This window comes from Tianweitania aestuarii, assembly GCF_018457165.1.
In the GTDB taxonomy this organism is placed as follows: Bacteria; Pseudomonadota; Alphaproteobacteria; order Rhizobiales; family Rhizobiaceae; genus Tianweitania; species Tianweitania aestuarii.
Genome location: NZ_JAFMNX010000002.1, coordinates 302,601 through 324,958, shown reverse-complemented (window position 1 = coordinate 324,958; position 22,358 = coordinate 302,601). Strand labels below are relative to the sequence as shown.

The 22,358-nt window shown below is 61.6% G+C and carries 18 protein-coding genes; 14 read left to right on the top strand and 4 right to left on the bottom strand.

Translation table 11 applies throughout. From position 1 onward, the window contains the following. The first annotated feature begins 131 nt into the window (after positions 1-131). The 7 genes from JYU29_RS09725 to preA all read left to right on the top strand — a co-directional run bounded on the left by JYU29_RS09725 (position 132) and on the right by preA (position 9,915). Positions 132-1,784 carry an ABC transporter substrate-binding protein gene (locus JYU29_RS09725; protein ID WP_213984607.1) on the top strand — a complete coding sequence of 551 codons (1,653 nt, stop codon included), beginning with the start codon at positions 132-134 and terminating at the stop codon, positions 1,782-1,784. Between the two features lie 144 nt (positions 1,785-1,928). Continuing rightward, on the top strand, positions 1,929-2,966 hold the full coding sequence (locus JYU29_RS09720; RefSeq protein WP_213984606.1) for an ABC transporter permease: 1,038 nt from the start codon (positions 1,929-1,931) through the stop codon (positions 2,964-2,966). A 12-nt stretch (positions 2,967-2,978) separates the two neighbouring features. After that, positions 2,979-4,136, top strand: a complete 1,158-nt coding sequence (locus JYU29_RS09715) for an ABC transporter permease (protein ID WP_213984605.1) — start codon at positions 2,979-2,981, stop codon at positions 4,134-4,136. Between the two features lie 10 nt (positions 4,137-4,146). Beyond that, positions 4,147-6,621 carry an ABC transporter ATP-binding protein gene (locus JYU29_RS09710; RefSeq protein WP_250157326.1) on the top strand — a complete coding sequence of 825 codons (2,475 nt, stop codon included), beginning with the start codon at positions 4,147-4,149 and terminating at the stop codon, positions 6,619-6,621. Between the two features lie 62 nt (positions 6,622-6,683). Beyond that, positions 6,684-6,911 carry a DUF3072 domain-containing protein gene (locus tag JYU29_RS09705; RefSeq protein WP_213984604.1) on the top strand — a complete coding sequence of 76 codons (228 nt, stop codon included), beginning with the start codon at positions 6,684-6,686 and terminating at the stop codon, positions 6,909-6,911. Between the two features lie 266 nt (positions 6,912-7,177). Then, the gene (locus tag JYU29_RS09700; RefSeq protein WP_213984603.1) at positions 7,178-8,566 is read left to right on the top strand and encodes an NAD(P)-dependent oxidoreductase; all 1,389 of its coding nucleotides are present in this window, start codon (positions 7,178-7,180) and stop codon (positions 8,564-8,566) included. An 11-nt stretch (positions 8,567-8,577) separates the two neighbouring features. Further along, the gene (gene preA, locus JYU29_RS09695; RefSeq protein WP_213984602.1) at positions 8,578-9,915 is read left to right on the top strand and encodes an NAD-dependent dihydropyrimidine dehydrogenase subunit PreA; all 1,338 of its coding nucleotides are present in this window, start codon (positions 8,578-8,580) and stop codon (positions 9,913-9,915) included. A 39-nt stretch (positions 9,916-9,954) separates the two neighbouring features. Here the strand turns inward: preA and JYU29_RS09690 are convergent, their stop codons facing one another. After that, positions 9,955-10,587, bottom strand: coding sequence for a TetR family transcriptional regulator C-terminal domain-containing protein (locus tag JYU29_RS09690; RefSeq protein WP_431192854.1), 633 nt, complete (start codon positions 10,585-10,587; stop codon positions 9,955-9,957). A gap of 233 nt (positions 10,588-10,820) precedes the next feature. Between JYU29_RS09690 and aptA the strand changes: the two genes are divergently transcribed. The 7 genes from aptA to JYU29_RS09655 all read left to right on the top strand — a co-directional run bounded on the left by aptA (position 10,821) and on the right by JYU29_RS09655 (position 18,830). After that, positions 10,821-12,146: an omega-aminotransferase AptA gene (aptA, locus tag JYU29_RS09685; protein ID WP_213984601.1), complete on the top strand. Its 1,326-nt coding sequence runs from the start codon at positions 10,821-10,823 to the stop codon at positions 12,144-12,146. 76 nt (positions 12,147-12,222) lie between these two features. Next, the gene (locus JYU29_RS09680; protein ID WP_213984600.1) at positions 12,223-13,473 is read left to right on the top strand and encodes a Zn-dependent hydrolase; all 1,251 of its coding nucleotides are present in this window, start codon (positions 12,223-12,225) and stop codon (positions 13,471-13,473) included. A gap of 52 nt (positions 13,474-13,525) precedes the next feature. Then, positions 13,526-14,977 (top strand): dihydropyrimidinase, encoded by a 1,452-nt coding sequence (gene hydA / locus JYU29_RS09675; RefSeq protein WP_213984599.1) that lies wholly within the window; start codon positions 13,526-13,528, stop codon positions 14,975-14,977. 9 nt (positions 14,978-14,986) lie between these two features. After that, on the top strand, positions 14,987-15,808 hold the full coding sequence (locus tag JYU29_RS09670; RefSeq protein ID WP_213984598.1) for an ABC transporter ATP-binding protein: 822 nt from the start codon (positions 14,987-14,989) through the stop codon (positions 15,806-15,808). Between the two features lie 12 nt (positions 15,809-15,820). After that, positions 15,821-16,702 carry an ABC transporter permease gene (locus JYU29_RS09665; RefSeq protein WP_213984597.1) on the top strand — a complete coding sequence of 294 codons (882 nt, stop codon included), beginning with the start codon at positions 15,821-15,823 and terminating at the stop codon, positions 16,700-16,702. Then, the gene (locus JYU29_RS09660; RefSeq protein ID WP_213984596.1) at positions 16,699-17,838 is read left to right on the top strand and encodes an ABC transporter permease; all 1,140 of its coding nucleotides are present in this window, start codon (positions 16,699-16,701) and stop codon (positions 17,836-17,838) included. The genes JYU29_RS09665 and JYU29_RS09660 overlap by 4 nt, the downstream gene beginning before the upstream one ends. Before the next feature lie 20 nt (positions 17,839-17,858). Next, positions 17,859-18,830, top strand: a complete 972-nt coding sequence (locus tag JYU29_RS09655) for an ABC transporter substrate-binding protein (RefSeq protein WP_213984595.1) — start codon at positions 17,859-17,861, stop codon at positions 18,828-18,830. Between the two features lie 67 nt (positions 18,831-18,897). Here the strand turns inward: JYU29_RS09655 and JYU29_RS09650 are convergent, their stop codons facing one another. The 3 genes from JYU29_RS09650 to JYU29_RS09640 all read right to left on the bottom strand — a co-directional run bounded on the left by JYU29_RS09650 (position 18,898) and on the right by JYU29_RS09640 (position 22,346). Beyond that, entirely contained in the window at positions 18,898-19,596 is a 699-nt protein-coding gene (locus JYU29_RS09650) for a TerC family protein (protein ID WP_213984594.1), read from the bottom strand. Between the two features lie 113 nt (positions 19,597-19,709). Next, positions 19,710-21,359 (bottom strand): thiamine pyrophosphate-binding protein, encoded by a 1,650-nt coding sequence (locus tag JYU29_RS09645; protein ID WP_213984593.1) that lies wholly within the window; start codon positions 21,357-21,359, stop codon positions 19,710-19,712. 54 nt (positions 21,360-21,413) lie between these two features. Further along, positions 21,414-22,346 carry an alpha/beta fold hydrolase gene (locus tag JYU29_RS09640; RefSeq protein WP_213984592.1) on the bottom strand — a complete coding sequence of 311 codons (933 nt, stop codon included), beginning with the start codon at positions 22,344-22,346 and terminating at the stop codon, positions 21,414-21,416. Between the last annotated feature and the right edge of the window lie 12 nt (positions 22,347-22,358).

The following is a 22,358-nucleotide window of genomic DNA, read 5'->3' as shown; positions in this document are numbered from 1 at the left end:
TCGCACCAACCGAAATGAAGCGAACGTTGCAGATTTGCGGTCGGGAACACTTAGAAAAAGAGCGCTTTGACATCTCGGGCGCAATGCTGAATTGTAGCGAAACTAAGGCAACATCAAGTGGGAGAACCTCGATGACCTTCTTCAAGAACAATGGGAACAAAGTACCGGACCACATCCACGCTGCCGCCGAGCAGGTGAAGGCAGGTGGTCTGGATCGGCGCGAGTTCCTGGCGCTTGCCAGCGTCTTCGGTGCGTCCGCCGCGATGGCCTATGGCATGATCGGTTTGCCAACGCCGGCTCGCGCTCAGGATGCCGAGCCGACCAAAGGCGGCGTGTTGAAGGTTCAGATGTTCATCAAGGCGCCAAAGGATCCGCGCCTCGCGGACTGGACCGAGATCGCCAACACGATGCGTCAATCGCTTGAAGCGCTGGTTTATTACACGCCGGAATACACGTTCGAGCCCTATCTGCTTGAAAGCTGGGAAGTGAACGAAGACGCCACCGAATACGTCATGAAGCTTCGTCCAGAAGCGGTTTGGACGAACGGTGACCCGTTAACTGCCGAGCATCTGATGTTCAACCTGACCCGCTGGTGCGACAAGTCGGTTGAAGGCAACTCGATGGTCGCCCGCATGGGTACGCTGGTGGACCAGGAAACCGGCAAGATCCGCGAAGGCGCCGCTACGATCGTCGACGATCATACCGTCAAGGTCACGCTCACCGAGCCGGACATCTCCTTTATCCCGAACCTGGCGGATTATCCCTGCCTCGTCGTTCACCCGACCTTCGACGAGGATGGCTCGGACTTCACCCGCAACAAGATCGGCACCGGCCCGTTCCAGCTGGAATCCTTCGCGGTCGGCGAGCGCGTCGTCTACAAGCGGCGCGAGGACGGCAAGTGGTGGGGCGGCGAGGTCATGCTCGATGGCTGCGAGTTCATCGACTACGGCACCGATCCATCGGCCGCGGTGAACGCCTTCGAGTCTGGCGAAGTTCATGCGAACTATGAAACCACGCCCGATTACCTCGACATCATGGATGGTCTCGGCCTGGAGCGGAACGAGGCGGTGACCTCGATCACCATCGTTGCGCGCACCAACGTCACCAACAAGCCGTATGACGATCAGCGCGTACGCAACGCTCTTCAGCTCGGCGTCGACAATGCCGTGGTGATGCAGCTTGGCGTCGACAATGCCGGCGTGGTGGGCGAAAACCACCATGTCGCGCCGATCCACCCTGAATATGTCGAACTGCCGAAGGTGCCGCGTGATGTCGAAAAGGCCAAGGCGCTTCTTGCGGAGGCCGGTGCGGCCGATTTCGAGCACGAACTGATCTCGTCGGACGAAGACTGGCACAAGAACACGGGCGACGCGATCGCCGCTCAGCTTCGCGATGCCGGCATCAAGATCAAGCGCACCGTTCTGCCGGGCTCGACCTTCTGGAACGACTGGACGAAGTATCCGTATTCGCTCACCAACTGGACCATGCGTCCGCTCGGCGTGCAGGTTCTGGCGCTTGCTTATCGCAGCGGCGAAGCCTGGAACGAAACCGGCTGGTCGAACAAGGAATTCGACGAAAAGCTCGCCAAGGCGCTGTCGATCGTCGATCCCGAAGAGCGCAAGACGGTGATGGGCGACGTCGAGAAGATCCTGCAGGACTCCGGCATCATCATCCTGCCTTACTGGCGCAAGGTGTATAATCACTACCAGCCGGTGGTGCACAACTACATCCAGCACCCGATGCAGCAGGTCAATCTGGGCAAGGTCTGGCTCGAGGAGGCCTGATCCCCAAGGGCGGCGTTCCGGCGCCGCCCGCTTCATGAAGGTCTGATCCAGGCCTTCAGCCACTCGTTTGTTTCGACGCGAATGGACTGACCCCAACCTCAGGCACGCCCCGGCGGGCGTGCTCGATCCGCGGCAGGGGATGCGATGTTTTCTTTCATCTTGCGCAGACTGGGCGTCATGGTGCTCACCATGTTTGCGTTGACTGTGGTTGTCTTCTTTCTCGTCAATCTTGAACCCAACCTCAAGAAACTGGCGATCACGCAAACGGAGTCGCGCGCGACCGAGGAGCAGCTGGAATCCTGGCTGACGCGCAACGGCTACCGCCAGAACTTCTTTGTGCGCTACGGCCAATGGCTGGGCGTGATGCCGAAGCAGCCGAACATCGACCCCGCGACCGGCGAGGCCGTGCCGCGCTTCCGCTTCTGCGACGAACCGTCTGAAGCCGCTTATTCCGGCCTGTTGCAGGGTGAGTTCGGCTGTTCCACCAAGTTCCGCGTGTCGGTTGCCGAGCGCCTGTTTCCGGCGCTGGGTGCCACCGGCATTCTGATGTTCTGGGTTATGGCGGTGATGGTGCCGATCTCGCTGCTGATCGGCGTTCTGGCCGGCATGCGCGAAGGAACGCGGACCGATCGCACCCTGTCGATGGCGTCGATCACCACGACAGCAACGCCGGAATATGTGTCGGGCGTCATCTTCACCGTCATCTTTGCATCGTGGCTGGGATGGCTCAACGGCTCGGCTGCGTCGGCGACCAATACAGGCATCACCTTTTCCAACTTCACGCTGCCGGTCATGACCATGGCCATCTACGGCATCGGCTATATCGCCCGCATGACACGCGCTTCCATGGTGGAGGTGATGACGCAGCAATATATCCGAACCGCACGTCTAAAGGGCCTGTCGTTCAGTTCCGTGGTCATCAAGCATGCGCTGCGCAATGCCCTGATCGCGCCGTTCACCGTCATCATGCTGCAGTTTCCATGGCTGCTGACGGGCGTCGTGATCGTTGAAACGATGTTTCGTTACCAAGGCTTCGGCTACGCGCTCGTGGAGGGTGCTGCCAACAACGACATCGACCTTCTTCTCGGCTGTTCGCTGATCTCGGTTTTCGTTGTGCTGTTCACGCAGCTCATCTCCGACATCGGCTATGCCTATCTCAACCCGCGCATTCGCGTGCAGTAGGGCGGATACCCGATGCAACTGGAATATCTCGGCATCACGGGCATCGTTCTCGGCGTTCTCAAACAGTTCTGGCCGGTGTGGCTGGCGCTTGGGCTCGTGCTGGTTGTGAGCCTGACCTTCAAGAAGCGGCTTGGGCTTTACGGGCATCTGTTTGACTCCGGCGTTGGCGTCACCGGCATTCTGATCTGCCTGTTTTGGCTGTTCACGGCCATGTTCGCGTCCGTGATCGTGACCTTTGATCCCCTGGCTCAGGTCGCCATCATGAAGGGCGCGCTGCCCGGCGCGGTCGATCCGCAATCGGGGGCCGCCTATCTCTTCGGCGGCGACCGTCTGGCGCGCGATATCTTCAGCCGCATGGTTTACGGCAGCCGCATCGTTTTGATCATCGCCCCGGCCGCCACCGCTTTTGCCTTGATGGTCGGCACGACGCTTGGCCTGCCGGCGGGCTATTACGGCGGGCGCATCGACTCGGTTCTATCATTTCTGGCGAACCTCGTTCTCGCATTCCCGGTGATCCTGCTGTTCTACCTGCTGGTCACGCCGGGCATCATGGACACGCCGATCCCTTACACGCTGGCGGCGGTGTTCTTTCTGTTTCCGATCGTGTTCTTTGCGGTGCTGTTCTACACGCGCTTCAAGACGCGACCGGAGCGGCTTTATCCGCTGCTCGGCCTGACATTCGTGCTCGGCGCCTGGATCTATGCCGGATTGGTGTTCGACGCCGATCCGCTCGATCTGATTTCAATCTCGCCGAACCAGCTCAATATCTTCGTGGCCGTTGTGTTCGCCTCAAGCCCCGGCGTGTTTCGCATCGTGCGCGGCCTGGTGATGGACATCAAGACGCGTGACTATGTAGCGGCGGCGCAAACACGCGGTGAGACGCCCTGGTACATCATGCTTTGGGAAATCCTGCCCAATGCCCGCGGCCCGCTGATCGTGGATGCCTGTCTGCGCATCGGTTACACCACGATCCTGCTCGGCACGCTCGGTTATTTCGGCCTGGGCCTGGCACCGGAAAGTCCGGATTGGGGCACGTCGATCAAGGAAGCGAGCCGCCTCCTGCGCGCGCAGATCCATCCGGCCCTGCCGCCGACGATCGCGCTCATGTCCTTCGTTTTGGGGCTCAACCTGCTGGCCGATGCCCTGCGTGAGCAGTCGATGAAAGATTGAGGAGACGGCCATGAACCAGCACGTCAGCAATCTGCAAGGTGAACCCGGCACCCAGCCGATCCTCGAGATCGAGAACCTGTCGATCTCCTTCTTCACCCGCAAGGGTGAGATCCCCGCGGTGATGGATTTCTCCTGCTCGGTGATGCCGGGCGAGGCGATGGGGATCGTCGGCGAAAGCGGCTGCGGCAAGTCGACCGTGTCGCTCGGCATCATGCGCGATCTTTCGAATGTCGGAAAGATCGTCGGCGGCCGCATCAAGTTTCAGGGCAAGGACATGGGTGACATGTCCGAGGAAGAACTGCGCGCCATTCGCGGCAACAAGATCGCCATGATCTATCAGGAGCCGATGGCCTCGCTGAACCCGGCCATGAAGATCGGCCAGCAGCTGATGGAAGTGCCGATCATCCACGACAAGGTTTCAAAGGAAGAAGCCTACAAGCGCGCGCTGGAAACCGTGCAGGCGGTGAAGCTGCCGGATCCCGAGCGCATGATGCGCTCCTATCCGCACCAGCTGTCGGGCGGTCAGCAGCAGCGCATCGTGATTGCGATGGCACTTCTGTCGAAGCCGGCGCTGCTTCTTCTCGACGAACCCACCACCGCCCTCGACGTGACGGTGGAAGCCGGCATTGTCGAACTCGTGAAAGGGCTCGGCAAGGAGCTCGGCACGTCCATGATCTTCGTGTCGCACAATCTCGGTCTGATCCTCGAGACCTGCGACCGCATCACCGTGATGTATTCCGGCGAAGCGGTGGAATCCGGGCCGGTCAAGGACGTGTTCGATCATATGCGGCACCCCTACACGCAAGGGCTGTTCCGCTCCATTCCGCTGCCGGGCGCCGACAAGAACTCGCGCCCGCTGATCGCCATTCCCGGCCAGCTGCCGCTGCCGCATGAACGGCCGAAGGGCTGCAATTTCGGTCCGCGTTGCCATCACTTCGTGGAAGGCGTGTGTGATGCGGCCGAGATCCCGATGATCGATGTGCCGGGTCATCCAAACCATGCCAGCCGCTGCATCCGCTTCGACCAGATCGACTGGGCGGCCGTGCCGGAAGGCGTGAAAACCGAGAAGCCGCCGGTGACGCCCGGCGCGCCCGTGCTGAAGATCGACAATCTCAAAAAGTATTATCAGGTCGCCGCCAACGCGATGTTCGGCGCGGCCGAAACCCGTACGGTCAAGGCCAACGAGTCCATCTCGTTCGAGGCGCGCGAAAGCGAAACGGTCGCGATCGTGGGCGAAAGCGGTTGCGGCAAGTCGACCCTCGCCAAGGTGTTGCTCGGTCTGGAAACTGCGACCTCCGGCGAGGTCCTGCTCGGCAACAAGCCGATCCAGGGCACCGCCATCGAGGGCCGCGACGTCGAGACGATCTCCTCGATCCAGATGGTGTTCCAGAACCCTTTCGACACACTCAATCCCAGCCATTCGGTCGGCTCGCAGATCATCCGCACGCTGGAGAAGTTCGGCGTCGGCAAGACGCTGGCCGATCGCCAGCAGCGCATGTTCGAGCTGCTTGATCTCGTGAAGCTGCCGCGAGCCTTCGCCACCCGCAAGCCGCGCCAGCTTTCAGGCGGACAGAAGCAGCGCATCGGCGTCGCACGCGCCTTTGCCGGGCGGGCCAAGGTCGTCGTGGCCGACGAGCCGGTGTCGGCGCTCGACGTGTCGGTGCAGGCCGCGGTGACCGAGCTTCTGATGGACATTCAGCGCGAGTCGAAAACGACCATGCTGTTCATCAGCCACGATCTGTCCGTCGTGCGCTATATCGCCGATCGTGTCGTGGTGATGTATCTCGGCTATATCGTGGAGCAGGGCACCACCGACCAGATCTTCGCGCCGCCTTATCACCCCTATACCGAGGCGCTGCTGTCGGCGATCCCGATTGCCGATACGAGCGTGGTGAAGAAGCACATCGTCCTGGAAGGCGACATTCCGTCGGCCATGAACCCGCCGACCGGCTGCCCGTTCCAGACCCGCTGCCGCTACAAGCATCTCGTGCCGGACCACCTCTGCGAAACTGAGGTGCCGCCCTTGCGCGAACTCGATGACGGCCATCGCAGCCTGTGCTGGCTGCCGGATGATGTGCTTGCCGGCATGGAGCCGGTCATCAGCTTCGCCGCCAAGAACAATCCTGACGCTGCGAGCGGCACGCCCGATCAAAGCCACGCACAACCCGTTCACGGCGGGCAACCGGTCGAAGAAGACGCACTCGGCGAGCCGCTGACGCCGGCCGAGGCCCAGGAGGCACAGGTCCGCACCGATGTGCACGGCTCGCGGGCAGTGTCTGCCTTGCCGGGCGAATCATCTCCGGAGAAGCTGCAAACGGAAGCCGGCGATGGTCGCCAGGGCGCGAGCGCCGAGGTCGAGCCCGCCTTGGCCAGAACACCGGAAGAAGAAGCTGCATCGGGCGAGGGCGTTGCGCAGCCGATTCATCCGGTGGAAACAGCAGCCTCACCGTCAGATGCGCGGCGCAAGCTTGGATTGGACGATTAGGCGCGGATTCGGAACATCCATCATGTTCGTGCATTGTTCTTGTCGAAACAAGAGGTGCTGTTATGGCTGACGAAGACGAGCTGAACCCGAAGAACCATCCCACCGATAACGCCGAAAAGGACCCGGATGATTGGGTCACGGGCGACGAGCCGATGACCGGCGCGCAGCGGTCCTATCTGAAGACGCTTTCGGAAAAGGCGCATGATCCCGAGGCTTATGCCGAGGACATCAGCAAGGCCGAGGCCTCCAAGCGCATCGATGCCCTGCGTGAAAAATCCGGCATGGAATAAGGCGAAACGCCTGCTTCCAAAGAACACGACATGTCCAAGTCTTGAAAGAGCAGTCGCGAGCCGGCTGCTCTTTTCTTTGTCGGGCTCAAGCATTGCCTTTGTTCAAGCGAGCTGACGCCGGCTTCATGGAGATGATGGCAAGCAAAACAGGAGACTGAGCCTCTTCTTTCATTTTGCTTTATCTGTGTTTTGACCAGTTGATAAAAATTTTCGACGTGGTAGCGTCCCTTAAAAGCCAGCGTTAAAGCCAGCTACGGGGAACATCGATGAACGTACGCCTTTCAAAGGGAGGCATTGTGGGCGCTCGGCTCTCGCCGACCCAGCTTGCCGAAAACTTCGCCGATCTTCATCCGCCGTTCGATCGGCATGAGGCGCTTGTTGAAAGCGATCGGTGTTACTTCTGCTATGATGCGCCCTGCATGCAGGCATGTCCGACATCGATCGACATTCCGCTGTTCATTCGCGAGATCTCCACCGGCAATGCGATCGGTGCCGCCAAGACGATCTTCGACCAGAACATCATGGGTGGCATGTGCGCCCGTGTTTGCCCCACCGAAACGCTGTGCGAAGAAGTCTGCGTCCGCGAAATCGCGGAAGGCAAGCCGGTCAAGATCGGCATGCTGCAGCGCTATGCCACCGACACTGCAATGGCCCAGAACAAGCAGTTCTACAGCCGCGAAGCGTCGACGGGCAAACGGGTCGCCGTGGTGGGCGCCGGTCCCGCAGGTCTGGCGGCGGCGCATCGATTGTCCATGCACGGGCACAATGTCACGATTTTTGAAGCCCGGCCAAAAGCCGGCGGCCTCAACGAATATGGCATCGCCACCTACAAGAGCACCAACGACTTCGCGCAGGCTGAGGTTGACTACATCCTTGGCATCGGCGGCATCGAGATCAAGCATGATCGCATGCTGGGCCGCGATTTCTCGCTGTCCGAACTGACCGCTGACTTCGATGCCGTGTTCCTGGGCATGGGGCTTGCCGGCGTCAATGCCTTGCGCACTGAAGGCGAGGACGCGACGGGCACCGAAAACGCGGTCGATTTCATCGCAGCCTTGCGGCAGGCCGAAGACAAGGCTGCCTTGCCGATCGGCAGGCGCGTGGTGGTGATCGGCGGCGGCATGACCGCAATCGACGCTGCCATTCAGGCCAAGCTGCTTGGCGCCGAAGAGGTCACGATCTCCTATCGGCGTGGCAAGGAGCAGATGAATGCGTCGGGCTATGAACAGGATCTCGCAACCGCAAACGGTGTCGTGATCCGCCACTGGGTGGCACCCAAGCGCGTGCTGTCGGAAGGCGGCAAGGTCACCGGCATCGAGCTCGAACACACGACCATCGAAGGCGATCGGCTGGTCGGCACGGGCGAAACGATGGTGATCGAGGTCGATCAGGTGTTTCGGGCCATCGGGCAGAGCTTCCGGCCGAAAGTCCTGAATGGGTCGGGTGAAGCCACCGCCTTCGAAGGCGGCAAGATCCGCGTTGACGCCGAAGGCCGCACGTCGCTGCCGAACGTCTGGGCCGGTGGCGACTGCGTGTCGCTTGGCGAAGACCTCACCGTCTCGGCGACGGCCCAGGGGCGCGACGCCGCTGAAAGCATTCACCGCATGCTCACCCAAGGCGAGGCTGTCGCGCCTGCCATGCTCGAACGCGTTTGAGGGAACGGATCATGGCTGACATCCGCAACAACTTCATTGGCATCAAGTCACCTAATCCGTTCTGGCTCGCTTCCGCGCCGCCCACCGACAAGGCCTACAACGTCGTGCGCGCCTTTCAGGCAGGTTGGGGCGGTGTCGTCTGGAAGACGCTGGGTGAGGAGGGGCCGCCCGTTGTCAACGTCAACGGTCCGCGATACGGCGCGATCTGGGGTGCGGATCGCCGGCTGCTCGGCTTGAACAATATCGAGCTCATTACCGACCGGAACCTGCAGCTCAACCTGCAGGAAATGAAGCAGGTCAAGAAGGACTGGCCGGACCGCGCCATCATCGCTTCCATCATGGTGCCCTGCGAAGAAGAGGCCTGGAAGGCGATCCTGCCGCTGGTGGAGGAAACGGAAGTCGACGGCATCGAACTGAATTTCGGCTGCCCGCATGGCATGAGCGAGCGCGGCATGGGATCGGCCGTTGGCCAGGTGCCGGAATATATCGAAATGGTGGCGCGCTGGTGCAAGCAATATACGCGCATGCCGGTGATCGTGAAGCTGACGCCCAACATCACCGACATTCGGTATCCCGCGCGCGCGGCCAAGCGTGGCGGGGCCGACGCCGTGTCGTTGATCAACACGATCTCTTCCATCACCGCCGTCAACCTCGACAGTTTTTCGCCCGAACCCTCGATCGATGGGCGCGGCAGTCATGGCGGCTATTGCGGCCCGGCCGTGAAGCCGATCGCGCTCAACATGGTGGCCGAGATTGCGCGGGATGGGGAAACGCGCGGCCTTCCGATCTCGGGCATCGGTGGCGTTACCACATGGCGCGATGCGGCCGAGTTCCTGGCGCTGGGCGCCGGCAATGTGCAGGTCTGCACGGCGGCGATGACCTATGGCTTCAAGATCGTTCAGGAAATGATCGAAGGCCTCAAGAGCTGGATGGACGAGAAGGGGCACGCGACGCTCGACGACGTGATCGGCCGCGCCACGCCGAACGTCACGGACTGGCAGTACCTCAACCTCAACTATGTCACCAAGGCCAAGATCAATCAGGATCTGTGCATCAAATGCGGCCGCTGTCACATCGCCTGCGAGGACACCTCGCACCAGGCGATCACCCATCTCGTGGACGGCGCCCGGCACTTTGAGGTGATCGAGGAGGAATGCGTCGGCTGCAACCTGTGCGTCAATGTCTGCCCGGTGTCCGGCTGCATCGACATGATCCCGCTTGCCGCAGGCGAGCTTGACCGGCGCACCGGCAAGGTGGTGCAGCCCACCTACGCCAACTGGACGCAACATCCAAACAACCCGATGGCGCAAAAACCAACGCCCGTTCAGGTGCCGGAGCCCGCGGAGTGAGGGAGGCGTGAGGCCTGCCTCCCTTCATCGAAAGGCAGGTCAGCCCTTTGGCCGCAACCCCTCAATGAACAACTGCTCCAGAAACCGCGCTGCATCCTCGTAACGCCCGGCAGCACCCTTGTCGGGGCCGAGCACTGCGCGCACTTGAACATCGAAGTCGGCATAATGCTGTGTTGTTGCCCAGATAGAGAAGATCAGATGATGCGGATCGGTGCGCGCGATCCTGCCGGCTTTCATCCAACCCCGGATCACCGCCACTTTTTCGTCGACCAGCGTTTTCAGTTCGCCTGCGATCATCGGCATGATGCGCGGCGCGCCTTCCAGGATCTCGTTGGCGAAAAGCCGGCTTTCGCGGGGATAATCGCGCGACATTTCCAGCTTGCGACGGATATAGCCGCGCAGCTCCGTCAGGGGATCGCCGACATCGTCGAGGGCGCGCAGCGGCTGCAGCCACGTATCGAGCAGGCGCTGCATCAGGGCCGAATAGATGTCGTCCTTGCGCCGGAAATAATAAAGCAGATTGGGCTTCGACATACCGGCCGCATCCGCGATGCGGTCGATGGTCGCGCCTCGAAAGCCATGGCGGGAAAAGATGTCGAGCGCCGCTTCGAGGATCAGCTCGCGCTTTTCGGCCTGAATGCGTGTTCGAGGAGCAACTGCATCCACAATGATCACGAAGCTCCGTCGATCTGCTCAGCTCTTGTGCTCTGGACCAAAAGGCTGGACCAGTTGATTGCGTCGGGTGGTGCGCCCGCCACCCGCTTGCGCTCGATTAGTATCTGCTTGACCGCCCCTGCGGCAATGCTAACCTTTGCCCGTTCGGTCAAAATTGCCGGCAGAAATGGTGTGGAATCCCAAGCCATTGCCGTGATGCACGCACGGGGTGAGAGCAAGGAGACTGAAGCATGCTGAACCGGGTTAACGCCCCCAACGACCTTTCCGCTTTCTGGATGCCGTTCACGGCGAACCGGCAATTCAAGCAGTCGCCGCGCATGCTGGTGGCTGCAAAGGACATGCATTACACATCAGCCGATGGCCGCCAGATCCTGGATGGCACGGCGGGTCTGTGGTGCGTCAATGCCGGTCACTGCCGGCCGAAGATCGTTGAAGCCATCCAGCATCAGGCTGCCGAGCTCGATTATGCGCCGGCCTTCCAGATGGGCCATCCGATCGCGTTCGAATTCGCCAACCGCCTTGTGGATATGGCGCCGGACGGGCTGAACCACGTCTTCTTCACCAATTCCGGATCCGAGTCGGTTGAAACGGCGCTGAAGATCGCGCTAGCCTATCAGCGCGTGAAGGGCCAGGGCTCGCGCACCCGCCTGATCGGCCGCGAGCGCGGTTATCATGGCGTCAACTTCGGCGGCATTTCGGTGGGCGGCATTGTCGGCAACCGCAAGATGTTCGGCACGCTGCTGACCGGCGTGGATCATCTGCCGCACACTCATCAGCCTGCCAAGAACAGCTTCACCAAGGGCGTTCCCGAGCATGGCGCCGAACTCGCCGACGAGCTCGAACGCATCGTCACGCTGCATGATGCGTCGACGATCGCTGCCGTCATCGTCGAGCCGGTCGCCGGGTCCACAGGGGTTCTGGTTCCGCCGAAGGGCTATCTCCAGAAGCTGCGCCAGATCTGCGACAAGCACGGCATTCTGCTGATCTTCGACGAGGTCATCACCGGGTTTGGCCGCCTCGGCACGCCGTTTGCGGTGGATTATTTCGGCGTGAAGCCGGATATCATGATTACCGCCAAGGGCGTCACAAATGGTGTCGTGCCGATGGGCGCCGTGTTCGTGACGAGCGAGATCCACGACGCCTTCATGAACGGGCCGGAGCATCTCATCGAATTCGCACACGGCTACACCTATTCGGGCAATCCGCTCGCCTCTGCCGCCGGTCTGGCCACGCTTGAGACCTACAAGGAAGAAGGGCTGCTCACACGCGGACCCGAAATCGCGCCGTATTTCGAAGAAGCGCTGCATTCGCTCAAGGATGAGCCGCATGTGATCGATATCCGCAACATCGGCCTTGTCGGCGCAATCGAGCTGGACCCGATTGCCGGCGAGCCGACCAAGCGTGCCTTCTCGGCCTTCATCAAGGCGTTCGAGCGTGGCGCGCTGATCCGCACCACCGGCGACATCATCGCGCTTTCGCCGCCGCTCATCATTTCGAAGGGGCAAATCGACGAACTGATCGACCACGTCCGCGCCGTGTTGCGGGCGGTGGACTAAAAGGAGGATGATCGCTGCGGCTGCCAACGGTGGCCGCAGCGATGAACTGCAACGACGTTGCATTGGGGAGCAATGAATGGCCGCGCCCGGCGAGAACCTGCGCATCAATTCCGACCGGCTCTGGGACAGTCTGATGGACATGGCCAAAATAGGGCCTGGCATCGCTGGCGGCAACAATCGTCAGACGCTGACCGATGAAGACGGGGAAGGGCGCAAGCTCTTCCAGTCCTGGTGCGAAGCCGCAGGCCTCACCATGGGCGTCGATGAAATGGGCACCATGTTCTTTCGCCGCGAAGGAACGGACCCCAATGCGCTTCCGGTTTATGTCGGCAGCCACCTCGATACGCAGCCCACCGGCGGCAAGTATGACGGCGTGCTGGGCGTGCTGGGCGGCCTCGAAATCATCCGCTCGCTCGATGATCTCGGCATCAGAACGAAGCATCCGATCGTGGTCACCAACTGGACCAACGAGGAAGGCACGCGCTTTGTCCCTGCGATGCTCGCATCCGGCGTCTTTGCCGGTATGCTGGAGCAAGATTGGGCTTACGACCGCACCGACGCCAAGGGGAAGCGCTTCGGCGATGAGCTCGTGCGGATCGGCTGGAAAGGCGAGGAGCCGGTCGGCGCCCGCAAGATGAAGGCCTTCTTCGAGCTTCATATCGAGCAGGGCCCTATCCTCGAGGATGAAGGGATTGACATCGGCGTCGTCACGCATGGCCAGGGGCTGAAATGGCTGCAGGTCACGCTGACCGGTAAGGAGTCGCATACAGGCTCGACCCCGATGCCCAAGCGCCGTAATGCCGGCCTCGGCATGGCGCGCGTCACCGAGCTCGTGCATGAGATCGCGATGGATTATCAGCCGGACGCGGTCGGCGCGATCGGCCATATGGACGTCTATCCGAATTCCCGCAACATCATCGCCGGCAGATGCGTCTTCACGGTCGACATCCGCTCGCCCGACAAGGAAGTGCTGGACGAGATGGATGCGCGCATCCGCGACGGGATCGCAACGATCTGCGAAACACTGGAGATCAGCGCCGCGGTCGAGCAGGTCGGCCATTTCGACCCGGTCGCCTTTGACGAGACCTGCGTCAAGGCCGTGCGCGATGCCGCTGACCGCCTCGGCTACTCCCATCGCAACATCGTGTCGGGTGCTGGCCACGACGCTTGCTGGATCAACCGCGTCGCACCGACGGCCATGATCTTCTGCCCCTGCGTCGACGGCTTGAGCCACAACGAAGCGGAAGAAATTTCAAAAGAATGGGCGTCCGCAGGCTGCGACGTGCTGTTTCATGCCGTCGTCGAAACAGCGGAGATCGTCAGTTGACGCTATCCATCTGATCTCCTGGACGCACACATAAAAAGAGTTGGGGAACTCCATGTCCAAAGTCATAAAGAACGGCACGATCGTCACCGCAGACCGCACCTACAAGGCGGATGTGCTGATCGAGGGTGGTGTGATCGCCAGGATCGGCCAGAATCTGTCGGGTGACGAGAGCTTCGATGCCACCGGCTGCTATGTCATGCCTGGCGGCATCGATCCGCATACCCATCTCGAAATGCCGTTCATGGGCACCTATTCCGCCGATGATTTCGAAAGCGGCACGCGCGCCGCCCTTGCCGGCGGCACCACGATGGTGGTGGATTTCTGCCTTCCGAACCCCGGCCAGTCCCTGCTTGATGCCATTAAGATGTGGGACAACAAGTCGGTCAAGGCGGCCACCGACTACACCTTCCACATGGCGGTCACCTGGTGGGGCGAGCAGGTGTTCAACGAGATGGCCGAGGTCGTCGATCGCGGCATCAATACCTTCAAGCACTTCATGGCCTATAAGGGCTCGCTGATGGTGGATGACGACGAAATGTTCTCGTCCTTCCAGCGCTGCAGCGATCTCGGCGCGCTGCCGCTCGTTCATGCCGAAAACGGCGACGTGGTTGCAGCGCTCAGCCAGAAGCTTCTCGCCGCCGGCAATAACGGCCCGGAAGCCCACGCTTATTCCCGTCCGGCGGAAGTCGAGGGCGAGGCCACCAACCGCGCCATCATGATCGCCGACATGGCGAATTCGCCGCTTTATGTCGTGCATGTCTCCTGCGAACAAAGCCACGAAGCCATCCGGCGCGCGCGCCAGAAGGGCATGCGCGTGTTCGGCGAGCCGCTGATCCAGCATCTCGTGCTCGACGAAACCGAATACATGAACGGGGACTGGGACCATGCCGCGCGCCGCGTGATGAGCCCGCCTTTCCGCAACAAGCAGCATCAGGATTCGCTCTGGGCCGGTTTGCAGGCCGGCTCGCTTCAGGTCGTCGCCACCGATCACTGCGCCTTCACCACCGAACAGAAGCGCACCGGTTTGAACGATTTCACCAAGATCCCGAACGGCACCGGCGGGCTGGAAGACCGGCTTCCGGTTCTTTGGACGCGCGGCGTCGCCACCGGCCGGCTCACCATGAACGAGTTCGTGGCGGTCACCTCCACCAACATCGCCAAGATCCTGAACATGTACCCCAAGAAGGGCGCCATCCTCGAGGGATCGGACGCCGACATCATCGTGTGGGACCCCAAGCGCTCGAAGACGATTTCGGCCGGATCGCAGCAGTCGGTGATCGACTACAACGTGTTCGAAGGCGTCGAAGTCACCGGCCTGCCGCGCTTCGTGTTCACGCGCGGCGAACTGGCGATCACCGAAGACACAGTCGACGCCAAGCCCGGCCACGGCGAGTTCGTGGCGCGCCAGCCCTTTGCGGCCGTCAACCGCGCGCTGTCGACCTGGAAGGAAATCACCGCACCGCGCAAGGTCGAGCGCGCGGGCATTCCGGTGTCGGGAGTGTAACGTCCCTTCATGGACAGCCACGTCAGCCATCCCGACCAAGCCACCGCCTCAGCACCTTCCGTCATCTCCGCGGCGGGGCTCGGCCTAACATTCCCGACCAATGACGGCCCGGTTCGGGCGCTGGCCGATGTCGATCTCACCATCAACAAGGGCGAGTTCGTGTCCTTCATCGGCCCGTCGGGCTGCGGCAAGACCACGTTTTTGCGGGTGATAGCCGATCTCGAACAGCCGACGGCCGGCACGATCAGCATCAACGGCATGAGCCCGCGTGAAGCGCGCGAACGCCGTGCCTATGGCTATGTGTTCCAGGCCGCTGCCCTTTATCCCTGGCGCACGATTGAGAAGAACGTCGCGTTGCCCCTGGAGATCATGGGGATCGCCGAAGCGGAAAAGCGCGAGCGGATCGCCCGCACGCTGGCGCTCGTGAACCTCACGGGCTTCGAGAAGAAGTTTCCCTGGCAGCTGTCGGGTGGCATGCAGCAGCGCGCCTCGATTGCGCGTGCGTTGTCTTTCGATGCCGATCTTCTCCTGATGGACGAACCCTTCGGCGCGCTCGACGAAATCGTGCGTGATCATCTCAACGAACAGCTGCTGCAGCTTTGGGCGCGCACGGAAAAGACGATCTGCTTCGTAACGCATTCCATTCCCGAAGCGGTGTATCTTTCGACCCGCATCGTCGTGATGTCGCCGCGCCCGGGACGGGTAACCGATGTGATCGAATCCACCCTGCCGCGCGAGCGTCCGCTCGATATCCGCGAAACGCCGGAGTTCCTCGCCATCGCCGCGCGCGTGCGCGACGGTCTGCGCGCCGGCCATTCCTATGATGATTGAGCGCTAGAGCCCATGAGCGAAACGCGCGGCAACAGGATCGTCCCCGTTCTGGTCATGCTGATCGCGATCGTCGCGATCTGGTATGCCGGCACCTATTTCATGAATGCGCCGTTCCAGCGCGACCTCGACCGAAGGGCAGAGGTGGAGCGCTCGAGCGGTGACCTGTTTCTTGCGACCATGACGCAGGCGAAGCCGACGCTGCCGGCACCGCATCAGGTCGCGGCCAACTTTTTCGAAAACACGTTTCTTCGCAAGATCACGAGCAATCGCAGCCTGATCTATCATGCGGGCGTCACGCTATCCTCGACCCTGCTCGGCTTCGTGATCGGCACGGTGCTGGGCATCCTGATCGCGGTCGGCATCGTGCATTTCACCTCGCTCGACCGCAGCCTCATGCCCTGGATCATCGCCTCGCAGACCATCCCGATCCTGGCGCTGGCACCCATGATTATCGTGGTGCTGGCGGCGGTTAATCTGACAGGCTTGCTGCCGAAGGCGCTGATCTCGACCTATCTGTCTTTCTTCCCCGTCGCGGTCGGCATGGTGAAAGGCCTGCGCTCGCCTGAGATCATCAACCTCGACCTCATGCACACCTATCATGCCTCCAAGGCGCAGACCTTCTGGAAGCTTCGGTTGCCGGCCTCCGTGCCCTTCCTGTTCGCGTCCATGAAGGTGGCGATCGCCGCCAGCTTGGTTGGCGCCATTGTCGGCGAGTTACCTACGGGTGCGGTGGCCGGCATCGGCGCCAAGCTGCTCGCCGGTTCTTATTACAGCCAGACGATCGATATGTTTGCGGCACTTGTGGCCGGCAGTCTCGTTGCCGTTCTGCTGGTAACGGCCGTTGATGTCGTCGGCCGCATCGTTGAACGGCGCATGGGAGCGCGACCGGCATGAAGTCTACCCTTGCCTGGCAATCGCTCGTTGCGCTCCTGCTTCTCCTGCTCGCGCTTCTTCAGCTGCCTTTGGTGAAAGCTACTGCGGATGGTGCCGCACCGGTCTTGATGCAGACTGTGCCGTTTCGCATCTACGGGCTTATTCTGGCCGGCATCGGCATCGATGCGCTTTACCAAAGCCGTTTTCTGCGCGCCATTTCGCTGTTTCTGTGCGCCCATCTCGCCACGTTTTTCCTGTTCACCCAGATCGCCGGTGCCAATGGTACGGCGCGGCCGGCCTTCTATCTGGTGCTCGCCGCATGCTGGCTGCTTGCCTGGCGCTGCGTGACCGTTCTGTCGGAGCTGAAGCCTGCAGGCCGCTTCGGACGCATTGCCTTGTCGCTCATCATCCCCGCGATCTTCGGCGCCTGGATCCTGATCATCTGGGAAGCGGTGACGCGCGGCCTCGGCATTCCCTTCATCCTCCTGCCACCGCCGAGTGCGGTGTTCGCCAAGCTCATATCTTCGCTGTCGATCATTGTCGCAGACGTGAACCAGACCATCCTGAAATCGGTGCTGGCCGGTTACATCATGGGCTGTGCAGGCGGCTTCGTTGCGGCCATCATTGCCGATCGTTTCCCGTTCATGCGCCGTGGTCTGCTGCCGATCGGCAATCTCGTTTCAGCTTTGCCGATGATCGGCATCGCGCCCATCATGGTGATGTGGTTCGGCTTTGACTGGCAGTCGAAGGCGGCGGTCGTGGTGATCATGACCTTCTTTCCCATGCTGGTGAACACGGTGGCCGGCCTTGCCGTCACCTCCACGATGGAGCGCGATCTGATGCGCACCTATGCGGCCGGATACTGGCAGACGCTCGTCAAGCTGCGTCTGCCCGCCGCCGCGCCCTTTATCTTCAACGCGCTCAAGATCAACTCGACTCTGGCGCTGATCGGCGCAATCGTAGCGGAGTTTTTCGGCACGCCCGTGGTGGGCATGGGGTTCCGCATCTCGACCGAAGTCGGCCGCATGAATGTCGACATGGTTTGGGCGGAGATCGCAGTGGCAGCGGTCATCGGATCGCTGTTTTATGGCGGGGTGGCTTTGGTGGAGAGAGCCGTCACGTTCTGGCATCCGTCTTTCCGGAACGGGAAGGCGTAACTTCAGAGGGAACAATAAGAATGAAGCATCTGACGGGAATTCTATTGGCGAGCGCGCTGTCCATGGCAGCACTGCCGGCCTTTGCGGCTGACGAGGTCACCTTGCAGTTGAAATGGGTCACGCAGTCCCAGTTTGCCGGCTATTACGTTGCGCAGGACAAGGGCTTCTACGAAGAGGAAGACCTTGACGTCACGATCAAGCCGGGCGGCCCTGACATTGCGCCGGAGCAGGTGATCGCCGGTGGCGGTGCCGATGTGATCGTCGACTGGATGGCGCCGGCGCTCGCTGCGCGCGACAAGGGCGTCAAGCTCATCAACATCGCGCAGCCCTACCAGAAATCGGGTCTGGAGATGATCTGCCCCAAGGACGGTCCGGTGAAATCGGAGGCCGACTTCAAGGGCAAGACGCTCGGCGTCTGGTTCTTCGGCAACGAATATCCGTTCTATGGCTGGATGAACAAGCTCGGTTTGTCGACCGACGGCGGCCCGGATGGCGTGACCGTGCTCAAGCAGTCGTTCGATGTTCAGCCGCTCGTTCAGAAGCAGGCCGATTGCATTTCGGTCATGACCTATAACGAATATTGGCAGGCGATCGATGCCGGCTTCAAGCCGGAAGACCTTCTTGTTTTCAATTACACGCAGCTCGGCAACGACATGCTGGAAGACGGGCTTTATGTCATGGAAGACAAGCTGTCCGATCCAGCCTTCAAGGACAAGATGGCGCGCTTCGTGAAGGCCTCCATGAAAGGCTGGAAATACGCCATGGAAAACCCGGACGAAGCCGCCGAGATCGTGGTCGACAATGGCGGCCAGGACGAGAACCACCAGAAGCGGATGATGGGCGAAGTGGCGAAGCTGCTCGGTGATGCAACCGGCAAGCTCGATCCGGCAGCCTACGAGCGCACCGCCAAGCTGGTTGTGGATCAGGAGATCGTCTCGAAACCGCCGGAAGGTGGTTACACCATGGAAATCTTCGAGGCGGCCAACAAGTAAGACTGGTCTCTTCGATCAAAGAAAAGGGCGGCTCCAGGGCCGCCCTTTTTCGTTTGTGTGTGGATTGTCAGTGCGCCGCAGCGGCGCCGGGACCGTGAATGCCAGCCCATCCCAGATAGGTCTCGAGGAAGCCCAGCTGCTGCGGGAACTCGCCGATCGCACCTTCGAGCAGCATCTTGATCGCGACATAGAGAATAACGAGCAGGCCGACCCAGGCGATCCAGCGGTATTTGTGCAAGAGGCGCGCCACGAACGTCGCGGCAAAGCCCATCAGCGCGATCGACAGCATCAGGCCGACGATCAGAACCGTCGGATGTTCCATGGCTGCACCGGCCACGGCGAGCACGTTGTCGAGCGACATGGACACGTCGGCAATCACGATCTGCCAGGCTGCCTGCGCAAATGTCTTGCGCTTGGCGCCTGAAACGCTGCCGTCGGCGCCTTCCAGCGCTTCCTGCGCTTCGGCTTCATCCGCATGCGAGACGCTGAGCTCGCGATACATCTTCCAGCAGACCCACAGAAGCAGGAGACCGCCGGCGATTAGCAGAATGGGTCCGATGGCCAATAGCCATGACGTGATGAGCGCGAAACCGATACGCAGGACGGTCGCGGCAATGATGCCGACGAGGATGGCCTTCTTGCGCTGATCGGCAGGCAGACCCGCTGCCGCCAGGCCGATCACGATCGCATTGTCGCCTGCCAGAACCAGGTCGATTGCCATGACCTGAAGAAGCGCCCAGAAGCCGGCGGCTGTGAAGATTTCCATGATCGACCCGCTTTAGGAGTATCGGTGGGAAAGTGAGAGATCCGGCTTTTGCATAGGAGCAGCAGAGTGTCTAGCTGCCAGTTCACTTCGACGTCATTGCTCGGCGCCAGCGTTCAACGCTTTTCGCGAATGTCGCTCAATGTGCGGCTCGGCGTCAGCGCTTCCGGATCGAGCTTGATCTCGATGATCGCCGGTCTGCCGCTTTCCCGTGCCCGCTTGAAGGCCGGCGCGAAGTCGGCCGTGGTTTCCACCGTCTCGCCGTGCCCGCCATAAGCGCGCGCAAGTGCTGCGAAATCGGGATTGGTCAGCGTCGTGCCCGAGACGCGGCCGGGATATTCGCGCTCCTGATGCATGCGGATCGTGCCGTAGATGCCGTTGTTGACGACGATCACGATGATCGGCAGTCCATACTGCACCGCGGTGGCGAATTCCTGCCCGTTCATCAAAAAGCAGCCGTCGCCGGCAAAGGCGATGACTTCGCGCTCCGGAAACAGGCGCTTGGCGGCGACCGCCGCCGGTGTGCCATAGCCCATCGAGCCGGATGTCGGCGCGGCCTGCGTGCCATAGCGGCGGAACTTGTGAAAGCGGTGGATCCAGGTCGCGTAGTTGCCGGCGCCGTTGCAGATGATGGCATCGTCGCCGAGCACCTCGCCGAGATGCTGCATGATTGGCCCCATCTGCACAGCGCCCGGACCCGTTTGCGGCGGTGTCGACCACGCCTGATACGCGTCATTGAGCGCCTTCGTGTGTTCGCCCCAGGCCGGCGCTTTCTTCGGTGTCATTGCGGCAAAGGCGTGGGCGAAGGCTTCCGGCGAGGCATTGATCGCGAGCGTCGGGCGATACACGCGGCCAAGCTCGTTGGCGTCAGCATGCACATGCACCAGGGTCTGGTCGGGGTAGGGGCTCTTGATCAGCGTGTAATCAGAAGACGGCATTTCACCGAAGCGCCCGCCTACCAGCAGCACGAGGTCGGCCTGCTTGATCGCAGCGGCCAGCTTCGGGTTCGGGCCGATCCCGACATCACCGGCATAGTTTGGATGGCTGTTGTCGAACAGCATCTGGCGGCGGAAGGAACAGCCGACCGGCAGGTTCCAGTTCTCGACCGCTTGTTCGAAAGCCGCTACCGATCCCTCGCTCCAGCGCGTGCCGCCGAGGATCACGACCGGGCGTTCCGCCTTTTCGAGCCGCGCCTGCAACTCAGTCATCTGCGCTGCACCCGGCGCGGTTTCCACCGGCGTGTAAGACAGGGCGGCTAGCGCTTCGACTTTGTCGGTCAGCATGTCTTCCGGCAAGGCGATCACCACCGGTCCAGGCCGGCCGGAGGTCGCAACCGCAAAGGCGCGGGTTACGAGTTCGGGGATGCGGGCGGCGTTTTCGATCTCCACCACCCATTTGGCAAGCGAGCCGAACACCGCCTTGTAGTCGACTTCCTGAAACGCTTCGCGGTGCCGGATGCCGCGTGCGATCTGCCCGACGAAGAGGATCATCGGCACCGAATCCTGCATCGCGATGTGAATGCCGGGCGAGGCGTTGGTTGCACCCGGGCCGCGCGTCACGAAGCAGACACCGGGCTTGCCGGTCAGCCGTCCCTCGCTGTCGGCCATCATCGCAGCACCACCCTCCTGGCGGCAGATGATGGTGTCGATCGCGGAGTCATGCAGCGCATCAAGCACGGCGAGGTAGCTTTCGCCCGGCACGCAATAGATCTGTTTGACGCCATTCGCTTCGAGTGCGTCGACAATGAGTTGGCCGCCGGTCTGCATGCTGGTTCCTCCCGAGCTTCAATGGCGTTTGCGTAACAAGCCTGAAGCCAGCTGTCACCGCCTGGCCGTGACCCGATCCGCCCAGGCCAGAAAATCGGAGGTGATGATGTTTCGATTCAACGCGTTGAGGGATTCGTGGCGCGTTTCCTCGTAAAGCCTTGTTTCCAGATTCGAAAAGCCGAGCCGTTCAAGCCGCCGGCGAAGCGCCTGCGTGGCCTTGCCGTTCTCGGTTGCCGGATCTTCCATGCCGCCGACGAGCTGGAGCGGCAGGCTCTTCGGCACCGATCCGAAGCGGGCATCATCCGCGCCGGCAAAGATCAGCGCGAACAGGTCCTGCCACAGCGATACGCTGGCATCCCAGCCGCAAAGCGGGTCGGCGATGTAGGCATCGACTTCATCCGGATCATGGCTCAGCCAGTCGAACGGCGTACGCGCTTGGGGAATGGCCTTGCCCCAGGCCTGAAAGGTCAGCCGCGGCAGGATGTGCGAGGGTACATCGGATCCCATGCGGAAGCGCTCAAGGCCCAGCAGGACGCGGGCAAGGCGGCCTTGCAGGCCGGCCGAAAAGTTAGCGTTCCAGATCGCCGCTGCCTGCATCTTTTCGGGAAAGCGCTGCACCAGATTGAGCGCGACCAACCCGCCCATCGAATGGCCAAAGCAGATTACCGGCAGACCGGGATACTCTTCTGCGGCAAGATCGAGCACGGCCGCCGCATCCTCCAGCACCAGCCGGTCCCCATCATCGGGAGAAAAGCGGCCGAGCGGCGCGCCCGGCGCCTTCGTTCCGCCATGGCCGCGATGATCATGTGCGAGAGTATGATAGCCGCGTTCCGCCAGCGCTTGCGCAAAGCGCCCATAGCGTTCGGCATGTTCGGCCAGCCCGTGATTGATCTGCACCACGCCGCGCGGTTCAGGTGCCTCACTGCGATAAAGCCGCAGCGCCGCACCCGATGCCGCGTTCACCGTTTCAACCCGGTCGAAACTCATGAGCGCTTCCCA

What these genes read in the sequence shown, in the direction of transcription:
- preA (WP_213984602.1), top strand. Translation starts at nt 8,578, where the DNA reads ATGGCTGACATCCGCAACAACTTCATTGGCATCAAGTCACCTAATCCG.
- JYU29_RS09680 (WP_213984600.1), top strand. Translation starts at nt 12,223, where the DNA reads ATGGCCGCGCCCGGCGAGAACCTGCGCATCAATTCCGACCGGCTCTGG.
- JYU29_RS09640 (WP_213984592.1), bottom strand. Translation starts at nt 22,346, where the DNA reads ATGAGTTTCGACCGGGTTGAAACGGTGAACGCGGCATCGGGTGCGGCG.
- JYU29_RS09715 (WP_213984605.1), top strand. Translation starts at nt 2,979, where the DNA reads ATGCAACTGGAATATCTCGGCATCACGGGCATCGTTCTCGGCGTTCTC.
- JYU29_RS09705 (WP_213984604.1), top strand. Translation starts at nt 6,684, where the DNA reads ATGGCTGACGAAGACGAGCTGAACCCGAAGAACCATCCCACCGATAAC.
- JYU29_RS09665 (WP_213984597.1), top strand. Translation starts at nt 15,821, where the DNA reads ATGAGCGAAACGCGCGGCAACAGGATCGTCCCCGTTCTGGTCATGCTG.
- hydA (WP_213984599.1), top strand. Translation starts at nt 13,526, where the DNA reads ATGTCCAAAGTCATAAAGAACGGCACGATCGTCACCGCAGACCGCACC.
- JYU29_RS09655 (WP_213984595.1), top strand. Translation starts at nt 17,859, where the DNA reads ATGAAGCATCTGACGGGAATTCTATTGGCGAGCGCGCTGTCCATGGCA.
- JYU29_RS09725 (WP_213984607.1), top strand. Translation starts at nt 132, where the DNA reads ATGACCTTCTTCAAGAACAATGGGAACAAAGTACCGGACCACATCCAC.
- JYU29_RS09660 (WP_213984596.1), top strand. Translation starts at nt 16,699, where the DNA reads ATGAAGTCTACCCTTGCCTGGCAATCGCTCGTTGCGCTCCTGCTTCTC.
- aptA (WP_213984601.1), top strand. Translation starts at nt 10,821, where the DNA reads ATGCTGAACCGGGTTAACGCCCCCAACGACCTTTCCGCTTTCTGGATG.
- JYU29_RS09700 (WP_213984603.1), top strand. Translation starts at nt 7,178, where the DNA reads ATGAACGTACGCCTTTCAAAGGGAGGCATTGTGGGCGCTCGGCTCTCG.
- JYU29_RS09720 (WP_213984606.1), top strand. Translation starts at nt 1,929, where the DNA reads ATGTTTTCTTTCATCTTGCGCAGACTGGGCGTCATGGTGCTCACCATG.
- JYU29_RS09670 (WP_213984598.1), top strand. Translation starts at nt 14,987, where the DNA reads ATGGACAGCCACGTCAGCCATCCCGACCAAGCCACCGCCTCAGCACCT.
- JYU29_RS09710 (WP_250157326.1), top strand. Translation starts at nt 4,147, where the DNA reads ATGAACCAGCACGTCAGCAATCTGCAAGGTGAACCCGGCACCCAGCCG.
- JYU29_RS09645 (WP_213984593.1), bottom strand. Translation starts at nt 21,359, where the DNA reads ATGCAGACCGGCGGCCAACTCATTGTCGACGCACTCGAAGCGAATGGC.
- JYU29_RS09650 (WP_213984594.1), bottom strand. Translation starts at nt 19,596, where the DNA reads ATGGAAATCTTCACAGCCGCCGGCTTCTGGGCGCTTCTTCAGGTCATG.